Here is a 6,531-nt window from a genome sequence, read left to right as displayed (position 1 = left end):
TCTCGTAAAAATTGATGCGCTTTACTTGCTTGACTGGCTGCTTTGAAAATATAACGTTTGTCATTTTTCAATGCCGTCAACCAATTAGCGATATAAGATTCGGAAAGAATAAATTAATTATTATTTGAAGCCACTACTTATTTTGTGGCTTCTTTACATAATTCATTATCATGTGACATTAGGGTCTACCCAATTGGCACATGACAATGAAGTTATGACTCATTTTAGCTGTATTTGAATTAAAACGTGATCACAAGTAACAAAAAAAGCCGCTAAATTTTAGCAGCCTTTATGATTATTACTTTGCTCATTACGTTAAATTGACAAAACCTTGATTGCATCTTAATTATTAAACCCTTACCATAGTGCTAACATTTGTGTGTACACATAAGGATTTATTTATGGAAACTCGAATACAATTCCGCATAGCAGAAGAAACTAAACACTTAGCTCAACAAATGGCAGAAAGCCAAGGTCGAACCCTTAGTGATGCTTGCCGTAAACTAATCGAGCAACTTGCAGAACAACAACGTAAAGCAATGACACATGATACTTGGTTAAGTGATCAGGTTAATATTGCGTTTGAAAAGTTTGATTCTGGGAAAGCTAATTTCATAGAGCAACAAGATGCAAAATCTCAGATGGAACATCGTAAAAATAAGATCCGTAATAGGCCGTCATCATGATCTTCTGGGAAGAGGAATCACTTAATGACCGCGAGAAAATCTTTGAATTTCTCCATGACTTCAACCCTGAAGCAGCAGAAAGAACAGATAACATAATCGAAATGAAAGTGGATAACCTTTTAGAACAGCCGTTAATGGGCATTCAAAGAGATGGGATTAGAGGTCGAATCTTGATTATTCCCGAAATATCTATGCTCATATCATATAATGTATATGGTTCGACAATCCAAGTAATGCGAGTGCTTCACCAGAAACAAAAATTTCCCGTTACTTAATTTTTTATAAAAAAGACCGCCAATTTTAAAGTGACCTTTACTTTTTGTTCACTCAATAATCACTCTCATATCATGTTGTTTAAACTCTATAATTAAGATAATCGTATGAAAAAAAACATATTAAAAATTAGTTTAATTACTATTATTTCAGGTTGTAGCCATAGCCCTACTATTGATATAGATACATGGGTTCCTGAAAACCAATCACCAAAAATAACAATAGAGAAAGACATTAATTATTGGAATAAAAAAGGATATTACGATGGTACTTGTGGTTGGACGTTAAGTACGAAGATTTCAATATTACCACCGCCAAATAGCCCTGATTATATATATGGCACGGAACAAATTTTTGAATATGATTCTAGTGGAAAAATAATTACTCAATGGGCTGCTCCTGCAAATTCATATCCAATAGCAATTCAAGATGATTTGATGTTTATCGATAGTGGATTAGCAATAAACACCGATGGACAACTAAAGCAGATAACATTTAACAAACAAAAAGTGGTGTACACATCCTGCCCTGATAATTTAGACATCGATAATTCGGATTATTTAAGGTGTGCCATATTCAGCGATACACTATTTGGAAAAGACCGAAATATTGCTTATCAAGCTCCTTGTACTTAAATTGAAGCTACAAATACTACTAATGACATTAGGGTTTGCCTTAATGTCACATGACAATGAAGTTATGACTCATTTTATCGATATTTGAATGAAAACGTGATCACGAGCTAAAAAAATATCGCCAAATTTGGCGATATTTGCTGCGATACGTAGAACGGATGTTATGTTGAATGATTAAGATAAAGGAAAAGTTGTTCTAAACATCCAATCGTTATTACGCAAAATCATTATTGCCGAGTTATTCGCTTTGTAAATAACGCCAGAATACATACCATTTCTAAAATTTGACGAGTCAGTACACTCAATTGTTGCTGTATTGACTCGATAATAAAATGATGTTTTTTCTATATTTGAGGTGATATTGCAATCACGATAGATCATTGATAACTTATTTTCTTGGGTTACAGTTATTAAATTACCATCATAGTCAGTGAATTGTTTAGCTAGCAACTCAAAATCAAAGTTACTCCTATTCTTTGTGAACACATTATTGTCATAGAAGGCAACGCCATTCTCATCAGCAATAAGTGCATTTACGGTGTTCGCACTAAATGTTAACTGTACATCAGCATTCTCATAAAAAAAATAATCGCCCATTTGAGCATTAGTAAACTCTTTAGTAATTACGTTATCTTCGTACGAGTTGAGAATTTCTATTGCTCTATTATCGGATGATTCATAAGCTCCATCATACTTAGGACCTGGTGGTTTATATACATACAAATATGCTTCATCATCTTTAAAAAATAATGAATGCCCATTAGCATCTTCATAAACACCATCATTAAGGCTTATCGTATCGTTCACAGAATCAGAGTCATCTCCGCCACATGCCGAAAGTAGAAATGGGACTATAATAAATAAAATTTTCATAACTAATTCCAATATAAAAGTTTAATATATCTCTTTTTTTTTATTTTACATAACAAAATTATGTCAGCGCAAATTAGACGACCTTTGATGTCAGCAAACTTTGTCAGCGCAAACTTGATGCGCGATATGCCCCTTATGTTAAATCCGTAAGTTAGCCTATAAAAACCACGCTTTCGCAGCCTCAGAAGCCCATAGTGCCGCCTTTAAGATATAAACAACACCGATATTCGCCAAAACGCTGTTGAAAGTTTATGACACTTTCAGAGCGATTTACAGGGTAATAAAATTGAAATCAATTCCAAACAAAAATTACGTCATAACCTCCATTTTAACCACTCTCAGACACTAAATTATTTTCCATTCGATTAGTGGTATACTTAACTTAATCAGTAGAGTGGATCACTTTTCATGAGTAAAAAAAATACAACAACGCCCCATGATGGGTTGTTTAAAGCCTTTTTAACAACGCCTGATAACGCTAAAGATATGTTGGAAATACACTTACCAACGCATCTTAAAACGTTATGCGACTTATCAACATTGAAACTAGAATCAGGTTCGTTTTTAGAAGACGACTTACGTCCGTACTATTCAGACGTGCTCTACTCAATGAAAACAGAGTGTGGTGACGGCTATATTTATGCTCTCATTGAACACCAAAGTAGCCCTGACGAGCATATGGCCTTTCGTATGTTCAGATATGCTATTGCAGCCATGCAAAAGCATCTTGACGCTGGAAATAAAGAGTTGCCTTTAGTCGTTCCACTACTGTTCTATCATGGTAAAACATCACCATATCCATACAGCATGAATTGGTTAGATTGTTTTACTAAACCAGAAATGGCGAAAGCACTCTATAACAATGATTTTCCATTAGTGGATGTCACTGTAATGGATGACAGCGAGATAATGCAGCACAAGCGCATTGCACTATTAGAGTTAGTTCAGAAACACATTTACCAAAAAGACATCAATGATATTCTTGAATCGTTAGCCATCTTATTATTAAATGACTACCATACAGACAGCCAAGTCCGAACCCTAATTGAATACTTAGTAACGGTAGGGGAAACTCAGAACGTGAATACGTTATTGGAAGAGTTGGCGCATCAAGTACCAAAACACGAGGGCACACTAATGACAATAGCAGAGCAATTGATCCTACAAGGGAAACAAGAAGGGCTACAATTAGGACGTCAAGAAGGGCGTCAAGAAGGACGCCAAGAAGGACGCCAAGAAGGACGTCAAGATACATTGAAAGAAATGGCACGTAATTTACTGCAATCAGGCGTAGATAAAGCCGCAATCATGAAAGCGACTGGATTTAGCTCTCGTGAATTAGAACTTATTTCTCATTAATACATTCCGTCATAATGTAATGCACATTTTGTGGATATGTAATATTAAAGGGCGAACGGTGTTCGCTCTTTTTTTGTGATTTAGAAAGTAGGTGACATTATGGTCTACCCTAATGTCACTACATTAATTGCAGTCCTACAACAAATTTGTCATAACTTAAATGTCACCATGCATTAGATCATAACTTAAATGTCATAACGCCTAACGAAAAGCGTTAATTCGTTAATTCGTTAATTCGTTAATTCGTTAATTCGTTAATTCGTTAATTCTGCTTTACATAGGATGAAATACAACTTATTATTTCAAATGTAGAAATAACGAATTAACGAAATCAAAGGATATACATAAATGGGATTAATAATTAGCGTCATAGGACAGAAAGGTGGATCAGGGAAAAGCACCCTAGCACGAGCGATTGCTACTTGTTACGCTGCTGCTGAATGGGATGTGAAAATCGCTGATTTAGATATAAATCAATCTACTTCTTTTACGTGGCTGCAACGCAGACTAACAAATAAGATAGAGCCTACCATAGCAGTAGAAGCATTTGGTAATGCAGGACAAGCCCTCAAACAAGCTGATAATTATGACCTATTTATCATCGATGGAGCGCCAACAGCTAGTCGTGCTACAAATGAAGTAGCTCAAATAGCAGATCTTATAATAATCCCTACAGGATTAGCTTTAGATGACTTAGAGCCATCTGTTATTTTAGCGAATAATTTAAAAAAAGAAGGCATTAGCACAAACAAGATTTGCTTCGTATTTAATCGAGCTTCAGGATCCGATATTGAATATAAAGAAGCTCAAGATTATCTACGCGAAACAAACTACTACTTAATAGATGGACGTATTGAAGATAAACCGTGTTACAGACAAGCAATGAACGATGGCAAAAGTATTATAGAATCTCGCTTCAAACAACCAAAAGAAAAAGCTGATAACGTAATTCAAAACATAATAAATAAACTTGAAGAATTAACGAATTAACGAATTAACGAATTAACGAGGAAAAATAATGGCAACACCAACAAAGAAACCTAATAGATTAGGCAATGCACCAAACGTAGAAACTCATAAAAATATTGTTGGTAATAATATAACTAAAGCAGGCAATGCCGAACTTGTACCACTAAACTTTAAAGTAGACGCTGAATTCAAGAGGGATTTGAAAAGTTTTGCCGCTGGACATGATATGAGTATGGTTAATATTATGAAAGAAGCATTTGAGTTATATAAAAAACAAAAAGGCGGCTAAATTTCGTTATTTCGTTATTTCGTTATTTCGTTATTTCGTTATTTAACGATTATCGTAACTATAATTGAGTTTATGCCAAAGCAGCCGAAATTTCTGTAACGTATAACGCGACAATTAGAAAGGTAGATCCAACAACAATTAGATTTACCTCTCTTAGCTAAATTTTCCCTTTTTATTCACTAAAGAGGGGTTCTACGCCTGAAACCTAGTTTTTTCCAAATCTAGTTACCACGGGGCTGTCACATAACCCGTACCTTATTCTACGTAATATAAAACCATACCGTTAAACTTCAAAACCCATTTAATAATATTGGAAAATAAAAACACTTTCGTTATTTCGTTATTTCGTTATTTCGTTATTTCGTTATTTCGTTATTATATTAATGCATTAAATAACAAAAACTTAGCTATATTATTAGTTGAAAGGTTAGCGGGCAATTCCAACAATACACTCCAAAGTTAATTTTTAGTTCTAGAAAACTCATGCTCATTCGATTTTAATAAATGCCGTATATTGTTAAAATCATCAGTTGAAAAGCTTATATTGATATTCTGCTCTTGTTCACGTAACCAATTTTCAAACATGTTGCGTTTAAGTATCTCTGTTTGAGGTTTCTTTTCACCTGTTTGTTTATATATCTTAGCCGTTGGATGCGTAAACACGACAACTGATAATAAGGGCCATTTACCTATATATTTTGATTCTAAAAGTTCTTTTAAAAGTGATGTCGTTCGTAATGATTGAAGAGAAGCATTTTTATAAAATTTTTTACCATTCTGTGAGCTTATTTGATACCACTCTTTATCACTGTTACAGTAAACTTCTCCAGCGTAATGTTTTACCTCTACGACAATAAGCCCAACTTTAGGCATGAGAACAAGAAAATCAACCTCGAAATTACGACCTTTAAATATCATATTTTCAGTAGTTATATATCCGTTAATAAGATTTCCCTTTAGTTCTTTCAGTTTGGCTCTCATCAGTTTTTCACCATAATCACCCGCTTCTTTTCTCTTATATGCTGAATAATTTAATGAATTTAAATCAGAAATATCTGGTATGTTCCAATTATCATGGTTTGATTCTCGATATGAACTTTTCTTATTTCTCGTCAGAAATACTGAAATAACGGCAACAGTACAGGCACCTATAGGTCCGACAAGAACAAAACCAACAATTGTAGCAAATACTATTTTCTTAGCTCTCAAGATTAAATCCTAAATTATTTCATTCATCGTATTTTCTGAATGGATGCCGACCAACTAAATGTTTTATCAACCTCTTTCAAAATCTTAGGGTTATCTATTCTCGCTTTTTTAGCCAAAATGAGTCGCTTACATCTTTCTCTATTAAGCTTGAAAATATTTTGTAAGGCTTGCTCTTTATATTCTTCACCATTACTTTCACACATACTGGCGATAGTAGAAAAATCACTTTGCTTTAACG

General features: G+C 34.1%; 10 protein-coding genes. 6 read left to right on the top strand and 4 right to left on the bottom strand.

Annotation, left to right across the window (positions count from 1 at the left end):
• The coding region (locus PX700_RS21320) for a hypothetical protein (protein ID WP_479521881.1) at positions 1–92 on the bottom strand (92 nt) is incomplete at its 3' end.
• Between the two features lie 309 nt (positions 93–401).
• On the opposite strand from PX700_RS21320, the gene PX700_RS21315 reads away from it, so the two are divergent.
• The 3 genes from PX700_RS21315 (at position 402) to PX700_RS21305 (ending at position 1,594) form a co-directional block, all read left to right on the top strand.
• Positions 402–686: a damage-inducible protein J gene (locus tag PX700_RS21315; protein WP_446702001.1), complete on the top strand. Its 285-nt coding sequence runs from the start codon at positions 402–404 to the stop codon at positions 684–686.
• The gene (locus PX700_RS21310) at positions 683–961 is read left to right on the top strand and encodes a type II toxin-antitoxin system RelE/ParE family toxin (protein ID WP_479521880.1); all 279 of its coding nucleotides are present in this window, start codon (positions 683–685) and stop codon (positions 959–961) included. The genes PX700_RS21315 and PX700_RS21310 overlap by 4 nt, the downstream gene beginning before the upstream one ends.
• Positions 962–1,066: 105 nt before the next feature.
• Positions 1,067–1,594 carry a hypothetical protein gene (locus PX700_RS21305; RefSeq protein WP_479521879.1) on the top strand — a complete coding sequence of 176 codons (528 nt, stop codon included), beginning with the start codon at positions 1,067–1,069 and terminating at the stop codon, positions 1,592–1,594.
• 174 nt (positions 1,595–1,768) lie between these two features.
• On the opposite strand, the gene PX700_RS21300 is transcribed toward PX700_RS21305, so the two are convergent.
• Positions 1,769–2,401 (bottom strand): hypothetical protein, encoded by a 633-nt coding sequence (locus PX700_RS21300; protein WP_479521878.1) that lies wholly within the window; start codon positions 2,399–2,401, stop codon positions 1,769–1,771.
• A gap of 474 nt (positions 2,402–2,875) precedes the next feature.
• Between PX700_RS21300 and PX700_RS21295 the strand changes: the two genes are divergently transcribed.
• The 3 genes from PX700_RS21295 to PX700_RS21285 all read left to right on the top strand — a co-directional run bounded on the left by PX700_RS21295 (position 2,876) and on the right by PX700_RS21285 (position 5,084).
• A complete protein-coding gene (locus PX700_RS21295) occupies positions 2,876–3,826 on the top strand; it encodes an Rpn family recombination-promoting nuclease/putative transposase (RefSeq protein ID WP_479521877.1) in 951 nt (316 codons plus the stop codon).
• 348 nt (positions 3,827–4,174) lie between these two features.
• Positions 4,175–4,816 (top strand): ParA family protein, encoded by a 642-nt coding sequence (locus tag PX700_RS21290; protein ID WP_446710816.1) that lies wholly within the window; start codon positions 4,175–4,177, stop codon positions 4,814–4,816.
• A 28-nt stretch (positions 4,817–4,844) separates the two neighbouring features.
• A complete protein-coding gene (locus PX700_RS21285; RefSeq protein ID WP_446710817.1) occupies positions 4,845–5,084 on the top strand; it encodes a hypothetical protein in 240 nt (79 codons plus the stop codon).
• Between the two features lie 459 nt (positions 5,085–5,543).
• Here PX700_RS21285 and PX700_RS21280 read toward each other — a convergent pair whose 3' ends face one another.
• Both PX700_RS21280 and PX700_RS21275 read right to left on the bottom strand, forming a co-directional pair.
• Complete coding sequence (locus PX700_RS21280; RefSeq protein WP_479521876.1) at positions 5,544–6,293, bottom strand: nuclease-related domain-containing protein; 750 nt, start codon at positions 6,291–6,293, stop codon at positions 5,544–5,546.
• Between the two features lie 23 nt (positions 6,294–6,316).
• A partial coding sequence (locus PX700_RS21275; RefSeq protein ID WP_479521875.1) for a hypothetical protein occupies positions 6,317–6,531 on the bottom strand: 215 nt, incomplete at its 5' end.

It is taken from the genome of Pseudoalteromonas sp. TP27, assembly GCF_056470645.1.
This window is presented reverse-complemented; position numbering and strand designations above follow the sequence as displayed.